Source organism: Nocardiopsis sp. LDBS0036 (assembly GCF_041228755.1).
Lineage (GTDB): Bacteria > Actinomycetota > Actinomycetes > Streptosporangiales > Streptosporangiaceae > Nocardiopsis > Nocardiopsis dassonvillei.
This window is the reverse complement of sequence record NZ_CP141103.1, coordinates 5373451-5396619: the sequence shown is the minus strand read 5'-3', so window position 1 is coordinate 5396619 and position 23169 is coordinate 5373451. Positions and strand designations below refer to the sequence as shown.

General features: G+C 73.0%; 17 protein-coding genes. 8 read left to right on the top strand and 9 right to left on the bottom strand.

Translation table 11 applies throughout. The features are described 5' to 3' along the window. Positions 1 to 42: 42 nt before the first annotated feature. Together UIS43_RS23070 and UIS43_RS23065 are read right to left on the bottom strand one after the other, a co-directional pair. Positions 43 to 972 (bottom strand): aminoglycoside phosphotransferase family protein, encoded by a 930-nt coding sequence (locus UIS43_RS23070; protein ID WP_013151354.1) that lies wholly within the window; start codon positions 970 to 972, stop codon positions 43 to 45. A gap of 367 nt (positions 973 to 1339) precedes the next feature. Beyond that, the gene (locus tag UIS43_RS23065) at positions 1340 to 2017 is read right to left on the bottom strand and encodes a sirohydrochlorin chelatase (protein WP_013151353.1); all 678 of its coding nucleotides are present in this window, start codon (positions 2015 to 2017) and stop codon (positions 1340 to 1342) included. Between the two features lie 883 nt (positions 2018 to 2900). On the opposite strand from UIS43_RS23065, the gene UIS43_RS23060 reads away from it, so the two are divergent. The 3 genes from UIS43_RS23060 (at position 2901) to UIS43_RS23050 (ending at position 5565) form a co-directional block, all read left to right on the top strand. Continuing rightward, positions 2901 to 3716: a nucleotidyltransferase domain-containing protein gene (locus tag UIS43_RS23060; RefSeq protein ID WP_013151352.1), complete on the top strand. Its 816-nt coding sequence runs from the start codon at positions 2901 to 2903 to the stop codon at positions 3714 to 3716. An 85-nt stretch (positions 3717 to 3801) separates the two neighbouring features. Beyond that, positions 3802 to 4356 (top strand): peptide deformylase, encoded by a 555-nt coding sequence (gene def, locus UIS43_RS23055; RefSeq protein ID WP_013151351.1) that lies wholly within the window; start codon positions 3802 to 3804, stop codon positions 4354 to 4356. A 240-nt stretch (positions 4357 to 4596) separates the two neighbouring features. Next, a complete protein-coding gene (locus tag UIS43_RS23050) occupies positions 4597 to 5565 on the top strand; it encodes a hypothetical protein (protein WP_013151350.1) in 969 nt (322 codons plus the stop codon). Positions 5566 to 5618: 53 nt separating this feature from the next. On the opposite strand, the gene UIS43_RS23045 is transcribed toward UIS43_RS23050, so the two are convergent. The 3 genes from UIS43_RS23045 to UIS43_RS23035 form a co-directional block, all read right to left on the bottom strand. Then, complete coding sequence (locus tag UIS43_RS23045; RefSeq protein WP_198048827.1) at positions 5619 to 6950, bottom strand: MFS transporter; 1332 nt, start codon at positions 6948 to 6950, stop codon at positions 5619 to 5621. Between the two features lie 68 nt (positions 6951 to 7018). Beyond that, a complete protein-coding gene (locus UIS43_RS23040; protein ID WP_013151348.1) occupies positions 7019 to 7810 on the bottom strand; it encodes an alpha/beta hydrolase in 792 nt (263 codons plus the stop codon). A 17-nt stretch (positions 7811 to 7827) separates the two neighbouring features. Continuing rightward, positions 7828 to 9531 (bottom strand): CPBP family intramembrane glutamic endopeptidase, encoded by a 1704-nt coding sequence (locus UIS43_RS23035; protein WP_370011680.1) that lies wholly within the window; start codon positions 9529 to 9531, stop codon positions 7828 to 7830. A 193-nt stretch (positions 9532 to 9724) separates the two neighbouring features. Here UIS43_RS23035 and UIS43_RS23030 point away from each other — a divergent pair, with 193 nt between their 5' ends. Beyond that, positions 9725 to 12037, top strand: a complete 2313-nt coding sequence (locus UIS43_RS23030; protein WP_013151346.1) for an elongation factor G-like protein EF-G2 — start codon at positions 9725 to 9727, stop codon at positions 12035 to 12037. 105 nt (positions 12038 to 12142) lie between these two features. Here the strand turns inward: UIS43_RS23030 and UIS43_RS23025 are convergent, their stop codons facing one another. Beyond that, entirely contained in the window at positions 12143 to 12913 is a 771-nt protein-coding gene (locus UIS43_RS23025) for a M48 family metallopeptidase (protein ID WP_013151345.1), read from the bottom strand. A 6-nt stretch (positions 12914 to 12919) separates the two neighbouring features. After that, on the bottom strand, positions 12920 to 14620 hold the full coding sequence (locus UIS43_RS23020; protein ID WP_370011677.1) for an amidohydrolase: 1701 nt from the start codon (positions 14618 to 14620) through the stop codon (positions 12920 to 12922). Between the two features lie 490 nt (positions 14621 to 15110). Here UIS43_RS23020 and UIS43_RS23015 point away from each other — a divergent pair, with 490 nt between their 5' ends. Then, a complete protein-coding gene (locus tag UIS43_RS23015; RefSeq protein WP_041552194.1) occupies positions 15111 to 16274 on the top strand; it encodes an acyltransferase family protein in 1164 nt (387 codons plus the stop codon). 104 nt (positions 16275 to 16378) lie between these two features. On the opposite strand, the gene UIS43_RS23010 is transcribed toward UIS43_RS23015, so the two are convergent. After that, complete coding sequence (locus UIS43_RS23010; protein ID WP_013151342.1) at positions 16379 to 17329, bottom strand: CDP-alcohol phosphatidyltransferase family protein; 951 nt, start codon at positions 17327 to 17329, stop codon at positions 16379 to 16381. Positions 17330 to 17554: 225 nt separating this feature from the next. Here UIS43_RS23010 and UIS43_RS23005 point away from each other — a divergent pair, with 225 nt between their 5' ends. Further along, entirely contained in the window at positions 17555 to 18994 is a 1440-nt protein-coding gene (locus UIS43_RS23005) for a GuaB1 family IMP dehydrogenase-related protein (RefSeq protein ID WP_013151341.1), read from the top strand. A 211-nt stretch (positions 18995 to 19205) separates the two neighbouring features. Here UIS43_RS23005 and UIS43_RS23000 read toward each other — a convergent pair whose 3' ends face one another. Beyond that, complete coding sequence (locus UIS43_RS23000) at positions 19206 to 19982, bottom strand: endonuclease V (RefSeq protein ID WP_013151340.1); 777 nt, start codon at positions 19980 to 19982, stop codon at positions 19206 to 19208. Positions 19983 to 20183: 201 nt separating this feature from the next. Between UIS43_RS23000 and UIS43_RS22995 the strand changes: the two genes are divergently transcribed. Then, positions 20184 to 21038 carry an ATP-binding cassette domain-containing protein gene (locus tag UIS43_RS22995; RefSeq protein WP_358455896.1) on the top strand — a complete coding sequence of 285 codons (855 nt, stop codon included), beginning with the start codon at positions 20184 to 20186 and terminating at the stop codon, positions 21036 to 21038. After that, positions 21025 to 23133, top strand: coding sequence for a YhgE/Pip family protein (locus UIS43_RS22990; RefSeq protein ID WP_370011673.1), 2109 nt, complete (start codon positions 21025 to 21027; stop codon positions 23131 to 23133). Before UIS43_RS22995 ends, UIS43_RS22990 begins: the two co-directional genes overlap by 14 nt. The last annotated feature ends 36 nt before the right edge of the window (positions 23134 to 23169 follow it).

Genomic DNA, 23169 nt, shown 5'->3' with positions numbered 1-23169 from the left:
CGCGTGCCGGGGCGGTCGGCCGCCGGGGCCGCCCGGCACGCGTCACAGGACGAAGGCCTCCCCCTCCGAGAGTTCGACGAGCATGTCGAACTCGTCGGTGCCGCCGTGGCCGCGGTTGGCCTTGGCCACCGCCAGGCAGGGCGCGAACGCGCGCGCCCACGCCATCAACCGGTCGCCGTCCACACCCAGGACGCGGGAGAGCACGTCCACGCGCTGCACCACCTCGGGCAGGCTGGTGGCCTTCCACAGGGCCCAGTCCACGGCGTCGACCGCCGCGTCCCCCAGGCAGGCGCGCGGGTCGACGGCCACCAGGCCGCGCCGGCCGCCGTCGATGACGTTGCCCGGGTGCAGGTCGCCGTGGACGGGCACGACGTCCACCGTGCCGTTGGCCAGGTCGCGGGCCCGGCAGAAGCCCTGGTGCATGGCGGACGCGGACACCACCTCGGCGGCGGGCCCCTCGGCGCGCTCGCGGTTCCACAGGTCGAAGATGAACTGCACCCGCGAGGTCAGCGGGCGCAGTTCGAGCAGTTCGCGCCGGGGCACCTCGACGGAGTGCAGCTGGGAGATGAGCGCGCCGACGGTCTCCATCGGCGGCACCCGCCCGCCCGCCGCGACGGTCTCGCCGCCGATCCACTCCATGAGGATGGCCCCCCGCGCGTTGTCGACCTCCCACACGCGGGGTACGCGCCCGGAGGACTCCCACATCCGCAGCACCCGTGCCTCGGACGCGGCCAGGCCGGTGTCCGGTGAGAGCTTGAGGACCGCGCGGTCGCCGTCCGGGCGCACGACGCAGACGACGACGGAGGTCCGGCCGTGGGGGGCCGGGCCCTCGACGGTCAGCCCCCAGTCGGAGGCGATCCCGGAGACGATCCCCGGGAGTTCGGTCAGCCACTCGCCGACGTGGCTGCCGAAGCGCCGTTCCAGCCGCCGACGCTGCCGGTCATCGACGAACTGCGCTGTGACGTCGTTCATACATCCACCTTAGGTTCGCTCGCGTCGATGACGGTTCGGGGTGGGCCCCTCGCGGGTCGGCGGAGCCGCGGACCGCACGGTCCGCGGCGCACTGGCTCTGTTCGGGTCCCGGACCGGTCGCGGGTAGACCTCCGCGCCGGCGGGGGGAGGCGGGGGCCGCCGGAGGAGTCGCGTCCGGTCGCCACCGCGCCGTGCGGGAGGCGGCGCGGTACGGATGCCGTGTTTGTGGGTGCGGGGAGTTCCCGCCCGTTTGCCCCCTACCCATCCGCGCGCCCCCGGTAACGGCGCAGCGGCGCCCCGGACTCCCGCGATCACCCGTGCGGCGGACGGTGTCACCGTCGGTGTCGGCTCGTCGGGGACCGCGTTCTCAGGCCAGGCGCCCCCTGACCGCCCGGTGCTGGGCGAGGAGGGTGTCCACGACCAGCTCGGAGGGCCACAGGGGCTCGGTGATCGCGGTGACGTCCAGACCGCGCAGCAGGTCGAAGTCGGGGCCGTCCACGAGCCTCCACGCGGCGACGGCGACGTTGTCCTGGCCGTGGCGGCGCAGCCGGTCGACGGCGTCGACCACCGAGGGCGCCCAGGTGCGCAGGTAGCCCACCTGGACCGGGGAGTCGAGGCGGCGGCTGAGCATGCGCGCCACGTCCATGACGACCTGGTGCTCCTCGGTGCCGGTGGTGCCGTCGGCGGCCAGGACCACGCCGTCGGACGGACCCCAGCCGGAGTCGGCCAGCCGCCCGGCGAGGTCGGCCACGATCGACGGAACCGCTCCCAGGGGCGGGGTCTGGCAGGAGTCGCTCATACGGCCGAGGCCGAGCCGGGAGAGCAGGTGGGCGCTGGCGACGTCGCCGCCCGCGACGAAGGCGGGGACGACCACCTTGGGCCCCCGGACGGAGTGGACGGTGGCGGCGACGTCGTCGGGGCTGCCGAAGGCCGGGGTCACCGGCACCTCTCCCCTGCTCGCCACCGCCTCGGCCAGGCCCCACAGGGCGTCCCGGCGGTGGGTGTCACGTGAGTCGTCGGCTACGAGGACCATCGTCGGGACCATGCGCGTCTCCTTCGGTACATCTGCGGGGGGAACTGCCTTGCCCGCCGAGCGTAAAGCGGCTCAGTTTCACGGGGGTTGTGCGGTGTTACGCGGAGGAAAAAAGCGAACAATGGCTGTGGTGGTTATGACCACCGGGGGTCTGCGTGAACCATAACAATCGCCTAAAAAACAGGGCATGTCCACTTCTGGAGAGAGTGGTGTAGGACTCACGGGTTCCGGAGGACGAAGGGGGCTATCCTTGACGCCGAGGGAGGAAGCCGCCCCCACCTGCTCCGACGAACCGCTCCTTCCCTCCCGCCCCGCAACCGGTCCCCGGCGGGGCATGGCGGACACCACACCCATTCTCCGGCGGACGAATAACCGCTTTCGCCCCGACCTCTCTAGAGAAATACCCAGCAAAGCTTTTCTCATGCATTCGTCAGGTGCGGATGCACGTGCCGCGGAATGTGCGGCAGCCTTCCTGCCTGAGAGGACGCGGATTCTCGGCCGTCTTCGGAGCGCGCCGTTTTCCGCCGGTGTCCGTTCCCGTCCGGCCGCCTCGGGGCCACGGCTGGAGCGCCGCGCCCCGCCCCGCTCCGGCCGGCCCGGACCGCCCCGCACGCGCGCGAGGACCCTTTGCACATCACGCCGTTCTCTGTCAAGGGTGTGCACTCCCCCAAGTCTCCATAGCCGCACACCACCTGACGTGGGGAGACAGGATGCGGGTCCGGCGCGATCACTTGCCATGACCCCCTCGGCCCGCTCACACTTGGTACCGATGGAGCGTGTACTCGCAGGCGGCACACGCCGCGGGAACGCTCCGGGCCGCCGCCCGACCGGACTCCCCACCTCCGGACGGACCGCGCCCCCAGATCCGCACCGAACCATCCAGACTGGAGTGAGCATGGCCGTCCACCCTCGGGTGCAGACGCTGGCCCAGACCTTTCTCGCGTACGCCGACCAGGAGGCCCCCGGCCTGGTCGAAGGCCTCTACCTGACCGGTTCGGTCGCCCTCGGCGACTTCCGCCCGCACACCAGCGACGTCGACTTCGTGATCGTCACCGGTCACACGCCCGGCAGGCGCGAGCTGGAGCTGCTGCGACGCGTCCACGCGCGCACCCGCGCCGCCGCCACCGGACCCCAGTTCAACGGCGTCCACGTCACCTGGGACGACCTCACCCGCGACCCCGCGGCCTGCGGCCCGGTCGCCTCGGTGATCGGCGGCCGTTTCCGCAACCGGGCCAGCGCCGACGTCAACCCCGTCACATGGCACATCCTCGCCGAGCACGGCGTGACCGTGCGCGGCCCGCACCCGCTCGAACTGGACGTGTGGGACGAGCCCGAGAGCCTGCGCGCCTGGTCGCTGGGCTCCCTGGACGAGCAGTGGCGGCGCTGGCGCGAGAAGGCGGGCCGCCTGGTCACGCCGCGCGGCCTGGCCGCCCTGGGCTCCCTGGCGCCCTCCTGGAGCGTGCTGAGCGTCAGCCGCCTGCACTTCACCCTCAAGACCGGGGAGATCACCTCCAAGAGCGGCGCGGGCGCCTACGCCCTGCACGCCTTCCCCGACCGGTGGCAGCGCATCGTCAACGAGTGCCTGCGCGTGCGGCGCAACGTCAGCGCCCCCTCCCTGTACGAGAGTGCGCTGGCCCGGCGCAGGGCCGCACTGGACTACATCGAGATGGTGCTGGACGACTCCCTGCGCCCCGGTCTGGCCGCGGCCTGAGCCGCCCGGAGCCGCCTCCGGGCCCCGAGTCCGGATTCTCCGCTTCCGTACCGTCGGGAGCACGCTTCCGACTACCCTGGGGCACATGACCATGCGCCCCATCGTCCGTTTCGGCGACCCCGTCCTCGTCACGCCCACCACACCCGTCACCCGCTTCGACAAGCACACCAGGGCGCTGGTGGACGACCTCCTGGAGACGGTCGAGGCCCCCGGGCGGGCGGGTCTGGCCGCCAACCAGATCGGCGTGGGCCTGCGCGTGTTCAGCTACAACGTCGAGGGCCGGATCGGCTACGTGATCAACCCGAGGATCGCCGAGCTTTCGGAGGAGGTCCAGGAGGGCGACGAGGGCTGCCTGTCGGTCCCCCGGCTGTGGTACCCCGCGACCCGGGCCGAGTACGCCGTCGTCACCGGGGTGGACCTGCGCAACGAGCCGGTCACCGTGGAGGGCACGGGGCTGATGGCCCGCTGCCTCCAGCACGAGACCGACCACCTCGACGGCATGGTCTACATCGAGCGCCTGGACCCGCAGACGCGCAAGCGGGCCCTGCGCGACATCCGCCGCTCGGACTGGTTCATGCCCGCCGAGCCCCCCGAGCCCGCGGGCGTACAGCTGCCCAGCGCCTTCGGCGGCGCGAGCTGAGGGTCCCGGCCTCCCTCCTGCGGGCCCGGACCCGGAACGGCTGGCCGGGGTCCGGTCCGGTCCCCGGCTCCGGGTATCTTCGGACACATCCCCGCGCAGTCTCCCAAGTCACGTGAGTAACGCACTAGGCATGTAACGCCAAGATCTCGTATGGTCTGCTGAGTATCTCCCACCGCCGCGGCTCCCCCCGTCACACGCCGCAGGCCGACCGGATGCGCTCGGACCATCCTCGGAGCAGACATGACACCCACTCCTCCCTCATTCGCGCGCGGCAGGCGTGCCGCCCTGTCCCTCAGCGCCCTGGCGGCGGCCCTGCTGGTCGCCCTGCCCGGAACGGCTCTGGCGGAGCCGGACAACGACGAGGTGGACATCGACGAACTGAACCGGCGGGCCGAGGAGCTGGAGGAGAGCTACGACGGCGAACTCCTCCAGTTCAACGAGATCAAGGACCGCGTGGAGAAGGCGGAGGAGGACCTGGAGGAGGTCGAGGGGCGCCTGGAGGCCTCCCGGACCGGTGTGTCCACCATCGCCTCCACCCAGTACAAGAGCGGCGGCGGCCTCGACCCCGCGTTCCAGGTGATCTTCTCCAGCGACCCGGAGAGCATGTTCGCCGACGCCGCGACGCTGAACTACCTCGGGCAGAGCCAGTCCGAGCAGATCTACGACCTCATCCAGACGCGGGACGAGGCCGCCCTGGTCAACGAGGAGCTCCAGACCGAGCTGGCCGAGGCCGAGGAGCTCGTCGAGACGCTGGAGGAGGAGCGCGAGGAGGTCGAGGCCAGGATCGAGGAGTACGAGGCGGAGCAGATCCCCGAGACCCCGGGTGACGGCAGCATCCCGGCCAGCGCGCGGGGCTGGGGCTGGGACGGGGCCACGCCGCGCATGGCGGCGATCCGCGACGAGATCGTGCAGACGTTCGGCGCGCCCTACCCGGTCGGCTGCCTGCGCTCCAGCGCCGACGACCACGGCACGGGCCAGGCCTGCGACTTCATGATGAGCGCGGGCGGTGCGCTGCCCTCTGCTGCCAACCAGTCCCTGGGTTCGCAGATCTCCCAGTTCGGGATCGACAACGCCGACCGGCTGGGCATCAAGTACATCATCTGGGAGCAGCAGATCTGGCACTCCGCTTCCCGCCAGTGGAAGTGGATGGAGGACCGGGGCGACAACACCCAGAACCACTACGACCACGTGCACATCTCGTCGTACTAGTCGTCCGGGGACCGGCCGTCCCGGCCCGGGCGGGCCCTGCCTGACCGGCGGGATCAGCCTCGCGCGCGGGCCCCGCGCCCCGCGCGCCCGCCGAGGGCGAGCGGGACCGATGCCAGCAGCGCCACGGCCGTGACCGCGAACGCGGGCCCGTACCCCGTCAGCTGGATCAGCAGCCCCAGGACCATCGCCCCGGCGCCCGAACCCGCGTCGTAGCCGATGTTCCACACCGCGCTGGCCCGGCCGTACCCGGCCGGACCGGCGCGGTTCAGCATGAGGGTGACGGTCTCGTTCTGGACCGCGCCGAAGCCGAGGCCGAACACGGCCGACCCCAGGAGCACCAGCAGCGCCGTCCCCGTACCCGGCGCGTCCCCGACCGACCACAGCGCGGCGGTGACCAGGGCCATCCCCGCGACCGCGCCGACCATGCCCGGCAGCAGCAGGAGGGCGCGCCGGTGGCGGTCGTGCAGCATCCCGGCGGTCCAGCGGCCCGCCACCACCGCCAGCGCGTAGGCGGCCAGGGCGCCGCCCACCAGCCACGCCGCCTGCTCCAGGGGGATGGCCAGGAAGGTGATGATCGCGCCGGCCGACGAGGCGGTCAGCAGCATGAGCACCAGCGGCGCCGCCAGCGCCCGCAGCAGCGGACGGCCCGCGGACGCGTCCGGGGCGGGGCCGGGTTCGGGGGCGGCCCGGACCGTGCTCCGCAGCGCCGCACGGTTGCGGCCGCCGTCGGCGTACCAGATGCCCCAGGCCAGGACCCCGCCCAGGACCGAGCACAGACCGGTGAGCCAGAACGCGGTGTCGAAGCCGATGTTGAGGGCCAGCGCCACGCCGCCGGGCAGGATGAGCACCTGCGGCAGACCGACCGCCAGCCCGTAGTAACCGGTGGCCCGGCCGACCTGGTGGTGCGGGACCAGGCGGGCGGCGAGCACGGTTCCGGCGACGCTGACCATGCCGAAGCCGACTCCGCGCACCGCCGAGACGGCCAGCAGCGGTCCCAGGTCGGCGGTCAGGGCGAACAGCGGGGTGGGCAGCCCCATCACCAGGGCGCCGGCCGGGAAGGCCCAGCGGTAACCGCCCCTCTCCAGCAGCCAGGGCATGGCGAGCTGGGTGAGCACGGTGGTGAGCATGAAGACGGCGGTGGTGCTCCCGGCGCCGAACTCGCCCGCGCCGCCCCGGCTGGCCCACAGGGGGACCAGGGGCAGGACGGCGGCGAAGCCGCAGAGGCCGACCGCGGTCGCCGCGATGAGCAGGGCGAAGCCCCGTCCGCGCAGGCCGGGGAGGGCGGGCGGGGTGGTGTCGGTGGTGCCGCTGTCGTCGGCCGCCCCGGTCGGGGCCGCCTCCGAGGGTGTTCCGTTCCCGGATGGGGAAGAACGAGATCGGATCATCCGTCCTTTGTAGCCGACACGCGCACACCTGTCGACGCGGTGCCGATCCGCCCTGCTCAGCCGCCCGCTCAGGCGTTCTCGCCGCCGACCTTCCCCACGAGCCAGTCGCGGATGCGCGCGGTCAGCTCCGGGGTCACGGCGCGTTCGGCGTGCCCCATCCCCGGGATGATCCACAGGTCGCGCGGTTCCCGGGCGGCGTCGTGGATGGCGCTGGCGTGGGAGACGGGGAAGTAGGCGTCGGAGTCGCCGTGCACGACCAGCAGGGGCGTCGGGGAGACCTCCCCGGCGATCTCCCGGGGTTCGGCGGGCACGGGGTCCCATTCCTTGTCGATGACCCTGACCTTGCGGAAGCCGCGCAGGAACAGGCGTCCCGCCCTGCGGCCGATGCCCAGGTGGAGCAGCCGCATGGCGCGCGTCCCCCTGTAGTACCAGCGGCTGGGTCCGCTGACCGAGACCACCGCGTCCATTCCGCCGTAGATGGCCGCGTGCCGGATCGCGACGGCCGCGCCCATCGAGAACCCCACGGTGGAGAGGGAGGTGTAGCCGAGTTCGCGCAGGCGGACGGCGACCGCCTCCAGGTCGTGGATCTCCGCGTTGCCGACGGTGCTGAGCCCGCCGGAGCCGTGGTGGCCGCGGAAGTCGAAGGTCATCACGTCGCCGAACGGGAGCAGTGCTTCGGCGACGGCACGCGTGCTCGGGTTGCGGTGGGTGCCGGTGAACCCGTTGGCGAGGATCACGGCGGTGGTGCGGGACCCGGCGCCGCGCAGGAGCACGGCGTCGATGCCGACCCCGTCGGAGGTGGTCAGCCGGTAGCGGTGCTCACGGGGTTGGGCGCGCGGGTGGTCAATGGCGTCGGACACCCCACCATCGTGCCCGATCAGCTCCAGCGGTCGGGTTCGGGCCCCGGTGTGGTGTTCGTGTCACCGTAGCGGCGGTCGATCCACTCGTCGGGGTACAGGCGGCGTTCTCCGCGGCCTTCGTCGCGGCGGCCACCGCCCAGGAGGCCGTCGTGGGAGGGGTCCGCCGGCGCCCCGTGGGGAGGGAGGGGGTCGGGGCGGGAGGCACCGGGGTACAGCGGGGCGTTGGGGGGCGGACCGCCGTGGGAGGGGCCCGGGCGGGGCGGGGCGGGGTGGGGCGTGCCGTCCGAGCGGTGGCCGCCGTAACCGGGCTGATAGCCGTAACCGGGCTGACCGACGTGACCGCCCTGGTCACCGCCGCCGAAGCGGTCACCGTGGCCGGGCGGGCCGCCGTCGCCGAGGGGGTCGCCGTGCCCGGAGGCGGGTCCCGAGGTGGACAGGCCGCTGTACAGGTCCTGCTGGAAGGCGCCGCCGTGGGTGTGGGGACCGCTGTCGGTGTGGGGGGCGCCGGGGCCGAAGTCCCCGCTCCGGGCCGGGAGGTCCCCATAGGCGGAGTGCCCGCCGTGTCCGGGGTTGCCGCCGTGCCCGTAGGGGTCGCCGTGGCCGAGGTTCCGTCCCTGGTCCGGGAGGTCCCCGTAGACCGAGGGGCCGCCATGGCCGGGGGTGCCGCCGTAGCCCGGCACGGCTCCGTGGGACGGGGTCCCGTGGGCGGGAGTCCCCGTGCCCGGCGGCGCGGGCGCCACCGCCGTGTCCGCGCTCCCGCCCTCCTCGGCGTCGGTCAGCGGCTGTTCCCCGGTGGAGGATCCGTCCTCGTACCCGTGGCCGTGGTGCTCGTACTCGTCGTACTCCCCGTACTCGTCGTACTCCTCGTAGGCCTCGGGGTCCCCCTCGTCCTCGCGGCGCTCCCGCTCCCCCGCCTCGCGGACGTCGGCGGGTGGGAAGACGAGGGAGCGCAGGTTGAGCGCCACGTGGACCAGGACCGGCACCCAGACGCTTCCGGTCCCCAGGTACAGGACGGTGAAGAGGGTGCCGGAGGCGCCGGCGCTGACCAGGCCCCACCAGCCCTGGTAGAGGTGCGCGACGGAGAACAGCAGCACCGACAGCGCGGCGGCGATCCACAGCGGCACGCCCATGCTGGCGACCAGGAGGATGAACAGGCCCCGGTAGAGCAGTTCCCCGAACACGCCCCCGGTGACGGCCACCCCGGCGGCCATCGCCCGTTCGGCGGTGGTGCGCGGTGCGAGCAGCCCCCGGTCGCGCTCGGGTTGGGGGAGGCTGAGCGGCGCGGAGGAGCGCCGTCCTCGGGCGCTCACGCCCTGGGCGCGTCTGCCGCGCGCCGGCCTCCCGCCGCGGCCGGAGCGCCCCGACCCCCTCGGAAGCCCGTTGACCAGCAGCCAGAACACCGTGAGGGCGAGCAGGCCGCCGACGGCGCCGCCCGCGATCGGCCCCCACGCGTCGGGCAGGCGCAGGCCCAGGTCCGCGGCGACCAGGTTCGGCGAGAGCAGCAGCACCCCGAAGACCACCAGGCCCCACAGCACGTGGATCCCCATGGTGACGGCGTGCAGGAGGGTGAGGGCGCGCGCGTCGCCGTCGCGCCTACGGGACAGCCACGTGAACGCCTTCCTGCCGAGGAGGGGTTCGCCGAACGCCGCGAAGAGGAGCAGCAGGACCGTCAGGACGGTCCCGGCGAGGCTGAACTGAGGGAGAGACTCCGACCATGGCACGGGGCAATAGTAGGGGTCCGAAACGAGTCATAGTGCACGTGCCGTATTTCATCCACGGCTGCTCCAGCTCCTGACCACCTCTTGCCGTGCGGCCCGAGAAGGGCGACCGTAGAAGTGACACAGGTCACAGCATGAGCGGGTCCGCCCGTTCCGTGCGGCCACCGCTCGGACCACGAAGGGCTGGGTAGCAGGGATGGCAGATCGCAACGTCAACGGAACCGGAGCCTCAGCCGGAGCCGTACCGAGGGCCGACGGGCCCCGCGACATCCGCAACATCGCGCTGGTCGGGCCGTCCGGCGCCGGTAAGACGAGCCTGGTCGAGGCGCTGCTCGCCGCCGCCGGGGAGGTCGGCCGCCCCGGCAGCGTCGAGGAGGGCACGACCGTCAGCGACCACGACGAGGTCGAGATCCGGCAGGGGCGGTCGGTCAACCTCACCGTCAACCCGGTCATGGTCGGCGACGTCAAGGTCAACCTGCTGGACACCCCCGGGTACGCGGACTTCATCGGGGCGATGCGCGCCGGGCTGCGCGGGGCCGACGCCGCCCTGTTCGTCGTGTCCGCCCTGGAGGGCGTGGACGGCCGCACCCGCGTGCTGTGGGAGGAGTGCGCCGCCGTCGGCATGCCCCGGGCGGTGGCCGTCACCAGGATCGACCACCCGCGCGCGGACTACGACGAGGTGGTCGCCCAGTGCCGGGAGGCGTTCGGTCCGGGCGTGCACCCCGCCTACGTCCCGGCCGTGGAGGGCACGGGGGACGACCGCCGCGTGGTCGGCGTGTGGGGGCTGGTCTCCGAGCGGTACTACGACTACTCCGGCGCGTCCGCTGGCGTCGGCGGTTCCGACGGCTCCGAGCGCGCGAAGCGTTCCGGCCGCGCCGGAGGGGGCGGGCCCGGATCCGCCCCCTCGGCGCGTCCGGTGCCGGACTGGCTGCGCGAGGCGGCCGGACCGCTCCGGGAGACCCTCGTCGAGGAGGTCATCACCGAGAGCGAGGACGAGGCCCTCATGGAGCGCTACATGGAGGGCGGCGAACTCGACCCCGACCTGCTCATCGACGACCTCCAGAAGGCGGTCGCCGCGGGCGGCTTCCATCCCGTCCTGGCGATCAGCACCACGACCGGGGTGGGTGTGCGCGAACTGCTGCGCGAACTGCCGCTCTCGTGCCCGGACCCGACCCGGCGCCCGTTTCCCGAGACCTCCACACCGGAGGGCGAACCGGTGGCGGGGCTGTCCTGCGATCCGGACGGCCCCCTGGTCGCGCAGGTCCTCAGCACCGCCGGTGACCCGTACGTGGGCCGGGTGAGCCTGGTGCGCGTCTTCTCGGGGACCCTGCGCCCCGACACCCGTGTCCACCTGCACGGCCACGGAGTCCCGTGCGGGCTGACCGGCCAGGACGAGCTGGACCGGACCGGCAACGACGAGCGCACGGGACCGCTGTCCGTGCCGCTGGGCCGCGAGAACCGGCCGGTGGGCCAGGTGGTCGCCGGAGACCTGTGCCTGGTGGCGAGGCTTCCCGACGCCCGCACCGGCGACACCCTCTCCGAGCCGGAGCGGCCGGTGCGCGTGGCGCCGTGGCGCTTCCCGCGTCCGCTGTTGCCGGTGGCGGTGGGCGCGGAGTCCTCGGGGGACGAGGACAAGCTTTCGCAGGCGGTGGCCCGGCTGGTGGCGGAGGACCCGTCGCTGCGCGTGGAGGTGAACGCCGAGACCCACCAGATGGTGCTGTGGAGCCTGGGCGAGGCGCACCTGGACGCCGCGCTGGACCGGTTGGAGCACCGCCACGGGGTGCGGGTCGGCACCGGGGAGGTGCGCGTGCCGCTGCGGGAGACCTTCGCGGTTCCGGCGCAGGGCACCGGGAGGAACGTGAAGCAGAGTGGCGGGCACGGGGAGTTCGGTGTCTGCCGGATCCGCGTGGAGCCGTTGGAGTCGGGCGCGGGCCTGGAGTTCGTCGACGAGATCGTGGGCGGGGTGGTGCCCCGCCAGTTCGTGCTGTCCGTGGAGAAGGGCGTGCGCGCGCAGATGGCGGACGGCGTCGGGACGGGGACCGGCGCGAAGGGCGGCGCGGGGTCGGGGGACGGAGCGGGCTCCGGAGCGGGGTATCCGCTGGTGGACATCCGGGTGACGCTCTACGACGGCAAGGCGCACTCGGTGGACTCCTCGGACATGGCCTTCCAGAAGGCGGGGCGGCTGGCGCTCAGGGACGCGGCGGCCGCGGCGCGGCTGGCGGTGCTGGAACCGGTGGACGAGGTGTCCGTGGAGGTGGACGACGCCTACCTGGGCGCGGTGCTGAGCGACCTGTCGGCCCGGCGCGGCCGGGTGGTGGGGACCGAGTCGGTGCGGGGCGGTCGGGCGGTGGTGCGCGCCGAGGTGCCGGAGCTGGAGATCGTCCGGTACGCGGTGGACCTGCGGTCGATCTCGCACGGCACGGGCGTGTTCAGCCGGGAGTACGCGCGCCACGAGCCGCTGCCCGCGCAGGCGGCGGCGCGGCTGGCCGGGCGGGTCGGGCAGGGCTAGGGCGGAAGGACGGTCCCCGTCCCGCACGGGCGGACCGCGCGGAAGCTGGAAGGACCGGTCCCTGTGCCCGGAACGACCCCGTCCCGCACGGGGCGGACCCCGCCTCTAGAAGACCCTTCCCGGTCTGGTGCGGTCGGCCAGGGCGGCGAAGCGGAACGTGTTCACGGGATGGCTGGACAGGAGGTTGACCAGCAGCACGAAGAAGCCCGTGTCGGTGCGCGCGCGGGCGGCGATGTCGTGGAAGTCCACGGCCGGGTACAGGTACTTGCCCGCGGCGAGCACCCGCAGCCCCTGCATGCCCTCGGGGCAGAACGCGTGGGCGTGGTTGTCCGCGGTGTACTCCTGCGCGCGGTTCAGGCTGGTGCCCACGCCGGGGATCACGTTGGCCACCGAGATCCCGAACTGGCGCCAGAACGACGTGTGGCCCGCCGCGATGTGGCCGACCTCGTGGCCGATGACGAACCGCAGCGTGTCGGCGTCGGCCAGCCGGTCGCCCACCTCGAACAGGTCGCTGGTGACGGCCACGTAGCGCCGGAAGCCGTGCCCGGAGGCGAACGCGTTGAGCTCGCCGTTGCCCAGCACGACGTAGGCCTCGGGCACCTTCTTCATGCGGAACGCGGCGGCGGCCTCGGTGACCATCCGGTGGGCCTCGGGGAACTGGTTCTCGGTGATGCGCACCCCGTTGACCCGCTGGCGCGCGTACTGCTGCCCGCGCACGAAGTACACGAGCGCGGGGATGCTCAGCAGGAGCAGCGGCTGGTTGGGCTCACCCGAGTAGGCGCGGCTGACCGCGCCCACCACGGCGAGCAGGGTCACCCCCACGCACACGACCAGGAGGGGGATCTCCCGGGGATGGCGCAGCCGGCGTTCGGCCATCCGTGGTCAGAGGCGGTACTCGGAGCCGGGGCGGTCGTCGTCGGGGGGCGGGGGCGGGCCCCCGTAGGAGGGGCCGGACGGCGGGCGCGGCCGGTCGTCGTCCTCCAGCAGCGCGGCCATGTCCGCGGACAGTGTGGACTCCTCGGTCTTGCCGTCGCGCCACTCCTGGCGGTGCTCCTCGTCCTGGGCCTCCATCACGGAGTCCATGTCGGCCTCGTGGGTGGACTTGGCCCGGTCGTCGTCCGGGGCGGGCCAGGGGGACTGGGGCCGGTCCTCCTCCGGAGCGGGCCATGCGGTCTGGGCCCGGTCCTCCTCCGGAGCGGGCCAGGACGAGGCGAGGTAGGCGCTGTCGTAGGCGTCGTTGGGCGTGTCCTCGGCCGACGCCTTCGGGCTGTCGTCACCCAGGTAGGACAGCGCGGCCACGGTGATCGCGGCCAGCCCGGCGCGCAGGGTGGGTTCCCGGGCGGGCGCGAAGAACGGAGAGTGGGTGCTGGGGACGTTGCCCATCTTCTCGTACGGGGTGTCGCCGGGGGCGGCCTCCCACACGTCGTGGGGGGTGGCGCCGACGAACCAGAACACGTACGGGATCGGCTGCGGGTCGCCGGGCAGGCCGAAGTAGCTGAAGTCCTCGGTCGCCGGGAACGGGTCGGGCAGGTGGATGACGTACTCGTCGCCGAAGTAGGCGTGGTGCGCGGCGGCCACGTCGGCGGTGCTCTGGGGGTCGTTGCGGGTGACCCCCGCGCCCTGGAAGCGCTCGATCTCCGGCTCGCGGGCGGCTCCTGAGGCGGCGGCCTCGGCGCGCACGATCCGTTCGATGGCCGCTTCGAGCTGGGCGGACACGTTGTCGTTGAGGGCCCGGGTGTTGATCTCCAGGTAGGCCTCGTCGGGGATGATGTTGGCCTTGGTCCCCGCCTGGATCCTGCCGACGGTGAGCACCGCCATCTCGCTCGGGCTGACCTCGCGGGAGACCACGCCCTGGAGGCGGGTGACGATGCTCGCCGCGATGAGCACCGGGTCCACGGTCGTGTTCGGCTGGGAGGCGTGGCCCCCCTCCCCGTACACGCGCACGCGGTAGGAGTTGGAGGCGCCGAGGATGACCCCGGCGCGGTGGGAGATCAGTCCGGCGGGCTGCGGGCCCAGGTGCTGGCCGAGGATGACGTCGGGGCGGCCGAAGCGGTCGAACAGCCCGTCCTCCAGCATGGCCTGCGCCCCGTCGAGGGTCTCCTCGCCCGGCTGGGCGACGACCATCACGGTTCCGGCCCACTCGTCGCGGGTCTCCGAGAGCAGGTCGGCGGCGCCCACCAGGCAGGCGGTGTGGGCGTCGTGCCCGCAGGCGTGCATGACGGGGACCTCGGCGCCCTCGTCGTTGACGGCGCGGGCGGTGCTGGCGTAGGGCAGTCCGGTCCGCTCCTCCAGCGGGAGCGCGTCCATGTCGGCGCGCAGCATCACCGTGGGCCCCGGTCCGTTGCGCAGGATGCCGACCACGCCGGTCCCCCCGACACCCTTGTGGACCTCGTAACCGGTCCGGGTGAGCCACTCGGCGACACCGCTGGCGGTGCGGTGCTCCGCGTGGGAGAGCTCGGGGTTCTTGTGCAGGTCGACGTAGAACCCCTCCACGAGCGGGAAGAGCTCGTCGAGGAGTCGCATGACCACGTTCCCGTGCTGAGCGGCACGGTTGGGGTCCACCGCGTGCGGCACGGCTTCCACCGCCTTCTTCCGTATCTCGACCGGGTCGGAACCGCCCGTCTGACGAGAGCAGCCTAGCGGCGCGCCCGCCGAGGCCACACAGTCAGCGGCGTGACCTCCGCGGGCCGGGTCCGGAGCAGACCCGGCCCGTCACCCTCTGTAGAAGACGGTGGCGCTGATGGGTTAGGGTCTGCACACGGAAAGCTACCCCCTGCCGAGCCGCTCGTGCCACACATGTTTCACGAGCCCCAACCCCACCTCAACCGAGGCAGGACTCCGGCGACTTTCCACCGATCTCCGGAGAACCGCTGGCATACTTTGCTACATCACAGTAAGGTAACGCAGCACATGTTCATTCATCCGACCTTACGGTGTCCCCCTCGCGCCCCACGCGGCACCGCGCCACCCGCGTTCCGGCCCCGCGGTCGGCCCACGGGCCGCGTGCACGGCCGGAGGAGAGCACACACGTCCCAGAAGCAGATGATCTCGGAGTCCACTCGTGGCCTCATCCATGACCAGTCCGGCATCCCAGCGTCAGGAACCGGGGCACGGCGCGGTCGCCCCCACCACGGCGGCCCCGGGTCCAGGCCGTGACGCCCGTCTGGACAATGCCAAGTTCGTCCTGATCGCCCTGGTCGTCGTCGGCCACGCGATCGGCCCACTACGCGAGTACGGGCCCGCCAGTGCCCTCTACTACTGGATCTACTTCTTCCACATGCCCGCGTTCATCATGATCAGCGGCTACCTCTCGCGGTCCTTCGACGCCTCGTCGAACCGCGTCGAGAAGCTGGTCGTGTCGCTCGCGGTGCCCTACCTGATCTTCTGGACCATCCACCAGTCCATCTACGCGGTCGAACGCGGCGGCCTGCCCGAGACCATGTCGGTGCTCCAGCCGACCTACGCCCTGTGGTTCCTGGTCGCCCTGTTCGTGTGGCGCCTGAGCGTGCCGGTCTGGAAGCGGCTGCGCTGGCCCGTGCTCGTCGCGGTGCTCATCTCCGTGTTCGGGGCCACGGCGAGCCTCGGGGAGACGCTCTCCCTGGGCCGCGTGGTGAGCTTCCTGCCGTTCTTCGTCCTGGGGCTGAGCCTGCGCCGCGAGCACTTCGCCTACCTGGACCGGCTCTGGGTGCGGATCGCGTCCGTGCTGGTGCTGGGGGTGACGGCGGCGCTGGCCGTGCCCATCTCCGAGCAGATGAGCCGCTCCTGGCTCTTCTGGACCAACAGCCTCACCGACCGCGAAATCGACCCGATCCTGCCGAGTCTGGGCGTGCGGGTCGGCTTCATGGCCCTCGCGCTGGTGATGTCCTTCGCGGTCCTGGCCCTGATGCCCAAGCAGCGCACGTGGTTCACGTCCCTGGGGGCCTACACGCTGTACGTGTACCTGGGGCACTCTGTGGTGATCGTCCTGTTGCAGGCCTCGCCCTGGTACAGCCTGATGTCCGGGGCCACGGAGATGGTCGTCACGGTCCTGCTGGGCGTGGCCCTGACGCTGCTGCTGTGCACCCCGTGGGTGCGCGCGGGCCTGCGCTGGGCGGTGGAACCGCAGCTGACGTGGTTCCTGCGCCAGGACTCCGCGCTGCGCGCGCCGAGCGGCGCCGGTGGGACCGACGCAGACGGGAACACCGGCAGCGGCGGGAACGGCGACGGCGGACGCGAGAAGGAGAAGGCCGGGGTCTGACCCGGCCCCGCGCGAGGGGCGCGACGTACACGGGAGGGGCGGGTCCGCGCCGAAGCGGACCCGCCCCTCCCGTGTCGATCCCGCCCGCGGTGGGGAGGGCCGGCTCAGCTCCCGCTGGTCGGGTGCGGCGCCGCGGCGGTGCCGGGGACGGCGCCCGAGGCCAGCAGCTGGCGGCGGCGCGCCTCGAACCTGTTCGTGTCCTTCCACAGCCGCAGCACCAGGATCACCTCGAAGAAGGCCAGCGCCAGGACGGAGAACACCGCGACCGGGATGATCAGGCTGTCGAGCGGGGTGAAGAGGGAGACCAGCGCGGTCACCGGAGCCACCACGCACAGGAACATCTCGAACTCGATGCCGCTGAACAGGTGCGGGCGCACCCGGTGGCGCAGGAGCCGGTCACGCACGCGCGGGTAGAGGCCGGTCGGGGCGGGGGCGCCCGGCCGGGCGGGGGCCTCCCCCATGTCCTCGTCCTCGGGGTCGGCCTCGCGCTGGGCGGCGGCGAGCCGGTCGGTGTCCCCGGTCAGCTCGGCGAGGTTCTGGTTCATGGTCCGGCGGGTCTTGGCGACCTGCGGGCCGTTGAGGTAGCGCAGCAGGTCGAAGAAGACCACCACCGGCGCCGCGATCAGGTAGATCTCGTGTCCGGTGAGCAGCCACTGGCCGATCAGCAGCGCCATCACGCAGCCGAAGAAGCGGATGCGGTCGAAGACGAAGTCCACCCAGCTGCCGAAGACCGTGCCGGTGCCCTTGAGCCGGGCGATCTTGCCGTCCATGCAGTCCAGCACGAAGCTGAGGTGGAAGAGCAGTCCGCCCGCCAGCAGCCAGGCCCAGTTCCACCCCTCACCGCCCGGCACGAGGACCGGCGCGACGAAGCACAGCATGGAGAGCAGACCGAAGACCCCCGCCCCCAGCGTCAGCTGGTTGGGCGTGATGTCGGTGCGGTTCGCGGTCCAGACGACGAGGCGTCCGGCCAGGGGGTCCACCAGGAAGACCGTCCACCAGGCGTCCTTCGCCTTGTAGGTCTCTTCCTTGACTTGCGCGAAAGTGAAACGCGGCATGCGGGCTCTCCAGGAACGCCCATCCGGGCCCCGGCGCCCGACGACGCGCTGACAGGGGCGGGGAAGGGCTGTGTCGGCGGGGATCCGGGTCATCATGCCAGATCGGATGTCGACCGACCTAATTCGTGACGGCATACTTGACCGGTAAGAGGGGGATCAACAGGCGGCCGCGCGCGGCATGCGGCGGATGGTCCACCCCCTTCGGTCTCGACCGAGGTAGAGGCATTGCGTTTTCTCAACGACAAGGCACCCCAGCAGGACCTGACCTACAGCGACGTGTTCATGGTCCCCAACCGGAGCTCCGTGGGCTCCCGGCTCAGCGTGGACCTGTCGTCGCCGGACGGCACCGGAACCACGATCCCGCTGGTCGTGGCGAACATGACCGCGGTCGCCGGGCGCAGGATGGCCGAGACCGTCGCCAGGCGCGGCGGTGTCGCGGTCATCCCGCAGGACATCCCCCTCGACGTGGTCTCCGACGTCGTCTCCTGGACCAAGAAGCGGCACCTGGTCTACGACACCGCCATCACGCTCAACCCGTCCAGCACCGTCGGCGAGGCGCTCAACCTGCTGCCCAAGCGCGCGCACAACGCCGTGATCGTGGTGGACGGGGACCGCAGGCCCGTCGGCGTGGTCACCGAGGCCGACTGCGCCGGAACGGACCGCTTCGCGCAGCTGCGCGACGTGATGTCCGCCGAGCTGATGACCATCCCGGCGGGCACCGAGCCGCGTGAGGCGTTCGGGATGCTGCACGACTTCCGCCACCGGCTGGCCCCGGTCGTGGACGGGAACGGCGCCCTGGTCGGCGTGCTGACCCGCACGGGCGCGCTGCGCTCCACCCTGTACACGCCCGCCGTGGACGCGGACGGCCGCCTGCGCGTGGCCGCCGCCGTCGGCATCAACGGCGACGTGACGGGCAAGGCCGCCGAGCTGCTGGAGGCCGGGGTGGACACCCTGGTCATCGACACCGCGCACGGCCACCAGGAGAAGATGCTGACCGCGGTCTCCAAGGTGCGCGCGCTGTCGCCGCGGGTGCCGATCGTGGCGGGCAACATCGTCACCGCCCAGGGCACGCGCGAGCTGATCGAGGCGGGCGCCGACATCGTCAAGGTCGGTGTGGGCCCGGGCGCGATGTGCACGACCCGCATGATGACGGCCGTGGGCCGCCCCCAGTTCTCCGCCGTGCTGGAGTGCGCCGAGGCCGCGCGCGAGCTGGGCGGGCACGTGTGGGCGGACGGCGGTGTGCGCCACCCGCGCGACGTGGCCCTCGCCCTGGCGGCGGGCGCGTCCAACGTGATGGTGGGCTCGTGGTTCGCGGGCACCTACGAGTCGCCGGGCGACGTCATGCGCGACGCCGAGGGCAGGCAGTACAAGGAGAGCTTCGGCATGGCGTCGGCCCGCGCGGTCCGGCTGCGCACCGCCGAGGACTCCCCGTTCGAGCGTGCCCGCAAGGCGCTGTTCGAGGAGGGCATCTCCACGGGCCGGATGTACCTGGACCCGGAGCGCCCCGGCGTGGAGGACCTGATCGACCAGATCGTCGCCGGTGTGCGCAGCTCGATGACCTACGCCGGCGCCTCCTCGCTGGCGGAGTTCCACGAGCGCGCCGTGGTGGGCGTGCAGAGCGCCGCCGGGTACAACGAGGGGCGCCCGGTCCCCACCAGCTGGTAGGGCTGTGTTCCCGCGCCCTCGCGGGCTCGGCCGGGGCTCAGGGCGCCGGGAGCCAGGAGTTCTTCGTCCTCGCCCACGCCTGACGCTCGTTCCTCGCTAGCGGCTCGGCTCGTCCTGCACAACCCCGGCGCGCCCCTCGCGTTCCCGCGCCCTCGCGGGCTCGGCCGGGGCTCAGGACACCGGGAGCCAGGGGGCCCTGTCCCCGCCCTGGTCAGTCGGTCCGGCCCTCCTTCGCGGCGAGTACCGCCTTGCGGTGCTCGCCGCAGAGCTTGTCGGCGTGCCGGACCGGCTCGGGCACGCGGTACTTGGGTGAGAGCCGCAGCACCAGCTCGGCCGCGCCCTCCAGGTCCACCCGGTGGCCGACGGACACGTAGACGGGCTTGACCCCCCTGCGGGTGCGCAGCACGCGTCCGAGGACCTCCTTGCCCTGGTCGGCCAGCGCGAAGGAGTCGGGGACCACCTCCGAGCGCCCGGCCACCATGGGCGTCCACGACCCCCGCTCCTCACCGGGCACGCTGTGCCTGCCGAACAGCACCGACTTGGCCGACCCCACCACCGGCAGGTCCAGCAGCACCCCCAGGTGGCAGGCGACCCCGAAGCGGCGGGGGTGCGCCAGGCCGAAGCCGTCGCACAGGTACACGTCCGGGGTCACCTTGAGCTGCCCCAGCGCCTCCAGGACCGGCGGGGACTCGCGGAACCCGAACAGCCCCGAGATGTAGGGGAAGGACGGCTCGGAGGAGATGGCGACGGACTCGACCACCTCCAGGGTCCGCACGTCCATGACCACGGCCGCCGCGGAGAGCGCCGTGTTGTCCGTGGAGTAGCTGACGTCCAGCCCGGCCACCAGCCGCACCGCGTCCACGTCCAACGGCTCCACGCGGACCCGGTCGGCGAGCCTGCGCTGGAGCGCGACGGCCTCCTTGGGGTCGCGCGGCCAGTTCTCCGGGTCGTCCAGGACCCTCGCGACCCGCTCGGAGATCTCCGACATCCCGATCCTCCCGTTCATTCGGTGGTACGCGTCCTCCCATCCAATCCCATTACCCGTTCGCGCGCGGCGCACGGAAGCGGGCGGCGGCGCTGTGCGACACTCCACAGCTCCCGGTGCCCGGAGGAGGCGTATGCGCGCTGTACGGTGGTTTTCGCAGTTTTGCACTGACTGGTCAGTTCAAAAACCGGAGGGGGCCGAGGGATGCGACGGGCGACCGGAGCTCGTGTACAGGCCGAGGGCGTCGGGCTCGCCACCCGGGAGGGCCCCGTGTACACCGACGTGGGATTCACGGCCCGGCCGGGCACGCTCACCGTCTTCCGGGCCGACTCCGGGGGCGGGCGCAGCGCCCTGCTCCTCACCCTGACCGGCCGGATGCGCCCTTCCGAGGGAACCCTGTACGTGGACGGCCACGCCCTGCCCCGGCACGCGCGCCGGGTCCGCCGGATCAGCTCGCTCGGGCTGATGGACGAGGTCAACCCCCTGGACGAGCGGCTCCGGGTCCGCGAGCACCTGTCCGAGGGGCTGCTGCTGCGTATGCGCCCCGCCGCGCGGAGCCTGGCCGACGAGGCCATGGAGGCCGCGGGGCTGGGCGGGCTGGACCGCCGGTCGCTGGTGCGGGAGCTGTCCATGGTCGAACGGCGCCGCCTCGGGCTGGCCCTGGCCCTGCTGGCCGAACCCCGGCTGCTGGCCGTGGACGACGTCGACGGCGGCCTGGAACCCGGGCACCAGGCCGACCTGTGGCGCACCCTCAAGGCGCTGTCGGACGAGGGGCTGACGGTGGTCGCCACCTGTGCCGACTCCGGCGAACTGGCCGAGGTCGCGGGGCCGGACACCCAGGGGCCGATCCCGCTGCGCCAGGACGCTGGCGACCCGTCCGGTTCCGGCGCCGGGTCCCCGTCCGCCTCCGCGACCGGTACCGGAGGCGCGGACTCCCCCGGTGGCGCGTCCGCCGCGGGGCCGGGCACCGGCGGACGCCGCGGTCGGCACCGCCGCCACGTCGGCCTGGACATCCTGCGCGGCGGCCGGGAGGAGGGCGGGGACCGTGGCCGGGCGTAGGCGTTCGCGCCCGCTCGTGCGCCCCCTCGCGGTGCCCCGGCTCGGGCTGCTGACCGTGCGCTCCTTCCTGCGCTCGCCGCTGCCCGCCGCCGCGCTGGCCGCCCTCCTGCTCATCCCGCTGCTCTACTCGGGGATGTACCTGTGGTCGTTCTGGGACCCCTTCGGCCGGATGGAACGCCTGCCGGTCGCCCTCGTCAACGAGGACGAGCCGGTCGAGGTCGGGGACCGCGAGGTCGACGCCGGGGGCGAGCTCGCCGACACCCTCCTGGAGCGGGGGGACCTGGACTGGCACCTGGTGAGCGCCCGGGAGGCCGCGCGCGGTGTCGCCGACGGCACCTACTACGTCTCCCTGACCATCCCCTCCGACTTCAGCGCCGACCTGACCTCCCCCTCCCGCGACCGGGAGTCCCCCTCCCCGGCGACCCTGGAGGCGCACTACAACGACTCCAACAGCTTCATCGTCCGCCAGCTGGCCGGAAGCGCGTTCCGCGAGATCCAGGAGGCCGCCGCGGCGTCGGCGATCAACGGCTACCTGGACCAGATCTTCCTCGGGTTCAACGAGATCCACGGCAGGACCGAGGAGGCCGCGGAGGGGGCCGACGAGCTCTCCGGCGGCGCGGGCGAGGCCGAGGAGGGGTCCTCGGAGCTGTCCGGGGGCGTCGGCGAGGCGCACACGGGCGCCGGGGAGCTCAGCGGCGGCCTCGACCAGCTGTACGCCGGTTCGCAGGACCTGGCCAGCGGCGCCGCGACCGCCTCCGAGGAGGTCTCGGCCCAGGTGGACAAGCTCGACGCGCTGGCCGACGAGTGGCTCCCGCAGCTGGAGGAGGACATCCCCTCCCTCCAGGAGCACGCCGGGAACGCCGCCGAGGTCACCGCGGCCCTGTCCGCGGCCCTGGAGGAGCTGCCGGAGGTCGACACCGGGGCCCTGGAGGAGGTGGACGGGCGCCTGGCGGCCTATCTGGAGGAGCACCCCGAGCTGGAGACCGAGGACCCCGACCTGTACACCCTGCTGTGCGACCTCCAGGAGGCCCTGGATGTCGCCGGGTCGGCGGCCGGGTTCGTCGAGGACAACCGCGACGCGATCACCGCGACCGCCGAGGACGCCGCCGCGCTGAGCTCGGAGGCCGCCGCGCTCTCGGAGGACCTGCCCGCGATGGTGGAGAGGGCGGAGGACGCACGGGAGCGGGCCGACGAGCTGGACGAGGGCCTGGCCGAGCTGGCCGAGGGGTCCGCGCAGCTGCGCGACGGGCTGGCGGAGTCCGCCGACGGCGCCGGTGACCTCGACGAGGGGCTGGGCGAGCTCAGCGGCGGCGCCGACGAGCTGCACTCGGGCCTGGAGGAGCTGGCCTCGGGCTCCGACGAGCTGGCCGAGGGGCTCGACGAGGGCGCGGACCAGGTTCCCACCTATTCCGAACAGGGGCGCGACGACGCCTCCTCGACGATGAGCCGTCCGGTGCGGCTGGACAGCGCCGTCTCCAACGAGGCGCCCGACTACGGGACGGGGTTCACGCCGTTCTTCGTGCCGCTGTCGCTGTGGGTGGGCGCGATGGTGGTGTTCATGGTCCTGCCCGCGCTGTCCTCGCGGGCCCTGGCCTCCTCGGCCCCCTCCTGGCGGGTGGCGCTGGCCGGGCGGGTCGCCCCGCTCCTGCTCGGCGTCGGCCAGGTGCTGGTCATGATGGCCGCCCTGCACCTGCTGCTCGGCCTGGAGGCGGGGAACTGGCCGCTGCTGATCGCCTTCCTGGTGCTGACCGCCGCCGCGTTCGCCGCGACGGTGCAGTACCTGAACGTGGCCTTCGGCGCGGCGGGGCGGGTGGTGGCGCTGGCGCTGCTGGTGCTCCAGCTCACCTCAGCGGGCGGAACGTACCCGATCGAGACCAGCCCGGCCTTCTTCCAGGCCGTGGGGCCGTTCCTGCCGCTGCACTGGGGCGTGACCGCGCTGCGCCACATGATCGGCGGCGGCGACCCGGACCTGGTCCGGGCGGCGTTCGGGGTGATGGCGCTGTGGCTGGTGGTGCCCTTGCTGCTCACATGGTGGACGGTGGAACGCAAGCGCGTGTGGACGATGGGCGCGCTCCACCCGGCGCTGAAGCTGTGACGTGCGCCGGGGAGACGGACATGGCGCGACCTGTAC